General features: G+C 43.8%; 2 protein-coding genes. One reads left to right on the plus strand and one right to left on the minus strand.

From position 1 onward, the window contains the following. On the plus strand, window positions 1-200 hold a 200-nt coding region (locus tag F6K57_RS40945), incomplete at its 5' end, for a hypothetical protein (protein ID WP_293074760.1). A 90-nt stretch (window positions 201-290) separates the two neighbouring features. Here F6K57_RS40945 and F6K57_RS40950 read toward each other — a convergent pair. Then, on the minus strand, window positions 291-2,588 hold the full coding sequence (locus tag F6K57_RS40950) for a polysaccharide biosynthesis tyrosine autokinase (protein WP_293074763.1): 2,298 nt from the start codon (window positions 2,586-2,588) through the stop codon (window positions 291-293). Window positions 2,589-3,209: the final 621 nt, after the last annotated feature.

A 3,209-nucleotide genomic window follows, 5' to 3' on the forward strand; every position in this document is an offset into this window, starting at 1 on the left:
CTTATCAGCCTAATCAACCATTAACACTCTTTTCTAAAACTGCTCACCCTGTACCGGATAAACGTTTGTATCGTAAGGGTAAACGGTTAGGCTTAACTGTCCAGGTTTCCCTAGTCGTTTTAACACTAACCTTGATGGTGTCAAGGGTGATGCTAGTTTTGTTAACATACGTATTTTCATCCCCAGCTACTGCTCACTAACTATAATGGTTAATGGTTAATTGACGATTAACCATTAACCATTAAAAAAAAGCAATCAACCATATTAGAAGTTATTAACCGGACTTCATATCATCTCATGTTCTGATCTAGAAGCTTTTTCACCTTCATGGTTGCTGAATCGGTTGTATAGTAGTCCTGATGATGATAATAGGAGCTAGTTGCGTAGTTTTCAACATCATTAGCAACAATACCTAAAAGATTAGTCCTAGAGGTTTTGAGTTCATCCAAGGCTTGCATTAGAACTGAGCGGTCAGTCTTGTTTAATCTGCCTACCAAGACCATACCATCCGTGTTAGCTGCTAGGAGGCGGCTATCGGCAAGTCCGATCACGGGAGGCGTATCATAAATAACTAAATCAAAAACAGCATTAAAATGCTCCATCAAAGTTCCCATCTTTGGTGCACATAGTAACCGAATCGGATCCTGTGCTGGGGAACCAGCAGTTAGCACATGAAGATGATCCCACATGGGCACTTGCTGGATGGCTCGGTTAGCTTTGATCCGCTTACTAAGGACATTACTCAAACCAAATTGATTGTTCAAACCAAAAATTTTATGTACCCGGGGACGGCGCAGATTTGTATCCACCAGTAGCACTCGCCGACCCATAGCAGCAGCCACTATAGCTAGGTGGACAGCAACGGTAGATTTCCCGTCTTCTGGTCTAGCTGAACTAATCACAATAGATTGGATTGGCTTATCGCAGCCCAGTAAGCCGATATTGCGATGGAGGAACCGGAAAGCCTCTAAAAAGGGAGAAGCTTGTTGCAGTTTTGGCGTTGAGTTATTTTTCTGATCCTTAGGGAAGCTAGGAACAAAAGGTATACCTTTGCGACTGGTTGATGAGTTGGTGGGCTTAAGTGCTTGATGGTAAGGAATAACACCAAGAAGAGGCAATTGGGTGCGATGTTTAAGTTCGTCGGGAGAGTGGAATACATGGTCTAAGCGCTCCATCAACCACCCTGTTCCTGCACCCAGTAATATCCCTGCGATCGCTCCCAAAATAATCTGAAGTTCCTGATGTTGCGGAATCGGATATTGAGGCTGTTTGGGTTTGAGAATAAGTTCCCAAGAATAAGGCTGGAAGCTTTCCTTAAGCGCCACCAGAGTGTCTAATCGTTGGGTTGTCTGTGTAAGTTTCTGCCGTAAACTGGTGTACTTTGGATCTATCGCCAACATCAGTTTCATGTCTTGCGCAAGACTTTCTTCTTCCTCGGCAAGAGCTTGTTGTCGTGCTTGCAAAACTGATATTTGGATGCTCTGATCTACCAGTTGTTGAGTGAGCTGCTGGTGAATTGAATTGGGTGATATCTTAGGAACATCTGTATTTGTTAGTTTGATCCCCAGTACCTGTTCAGCTTCAGAGCGTAACAGGGATAAGAAATTATACTTTTGCTGCTGTAGGGTCTTGATGGTGGGACTGTTTGGAGTATAGCGGCTTGACTCGATAGCAATCTCAGCCTCAACCTCTTCTAGGTGGTTGAGCATCTTTTGGTAGTAAGGGTTTTCAGCCAAAGTCACTTGAGCCAGAGCTAACTCCGAGGCGCGAGAGTCCTTGACCTGATTTGATGACAATCCTAGCTTTTGAGAAATGATCTGGTAGAAGGACTGAGCTTCCTTAAGCTGGATGTCAGTATCTAATTGCTGTTGCTTAATCTGGCTAATCTGAGTTGAAAGCTGCTGTTTTTGATGATCATAGTCGATTAACTTGTACCCTAGCTCCAACTTCAGCAGTTCTTCCTCCAGTCTGTCTACCTCTTGGCGTACTTGAGGCAACTCTCTATTTGCTAGCTCAAGGTCTTTGTGATGGTAACTTGCTTCTTGTTGGCGGGAGTAATTGATATAATTATCGGCAAGCTGCTTTAAAACAAAGTGAACTTTTTGAGGATCACTATCCCGGTAACGAACTTCTAAGACACTAGTTCCTTCAATATGTTTGATCCTCAGGTGATTATTCTTGACTAAAGACTTGTAGCTAGTTTTGCCATAGCGCTTGTTTATTTCCTCAATCACGGGAGTGATGAGTTTCTCACTACGCAGTACCAGCATTTGGGTTTTATAAGCCAAGGTTTCAAAACCTGGTGTCGATTGATTTTCATCATCATCCTGTGCTGTCAGAGGCTCCAGACTGAGTCGGAACTTGCCTTCATACAGAGGTTTCTGATTAGAGGTCCATAAAAAAATACTAGCTGTTATCGTAATTGCTACACCAGCAGCCACTAAAAAGCGACGCCGTATGATCGTCCAAATCTCCTCTAGCTTACGCCCATCCTGATAGTATTTTGAGTTTCTAGTGTGGTAGATGACGGGCTGTGAGTGGATATATTTACCATTCCCCTGTGGGAAAAGCTCTGATTTATTGCCCATCTCTATATGTGCCTTTTGATTTATTGGTTTAAGTTATGTTCAAGAGTAACTGAAGCTATGGCTAATCGCTCCCCTATCATACCTTCGGTAGTTGCCACTAACCATCAGCTCTGTAGTTAGTTTGTGTTAACAAACTAGTTTTTGACACTAGAACTGGAAAATTTTACGCAAAACTTATCAAATATCCGGATAAAATGAAGGAATGGTTAAGTTAGGGCAATAGTGTTTGCTGGTACCAAGTGACATTCATAGGTAGCACTATCTACCTATCTCCCCATTACCTTGTCGTAAGCATTCAGCCGTCAGCCGTGAGCTTTTAGCTCACGCTACTTGAGGTGCCGTCAGCTTATTTTTCAAGTAGCGATGCAGCGCGGTCTTGGGGAGCCAGTGCGGTCTTGGGGGTTCCCCCCATGAGCAACTGGCGTGGTTTCCCCCACTCGCGCTTTGCATCAAGACAGCGTGCGCTATGGGCATAAACTGTTCCCGTAGCGTGACCACAGGCCTTTAGCCTTTAGCCTTTAGCCTTTAGCCTTTAGCCTTTAGCCTTTAGCCTTTAGCTGATAGCTGATAGCTAAGGGAGAAAGTTACCACCACTCATGGGTGCCCGTACTTCTGGTTTGA

The sequence above is a fragment of the Moorena sp. SIO4A5 genome (assembly GCF_010672005.1).
Taxonomy (GTDB): domain Bacteria; phylum Cyanobacteriota; class Cyanobacteriia; order Cyanobacteriales; family Coleofasciculaceae; genus Moorena.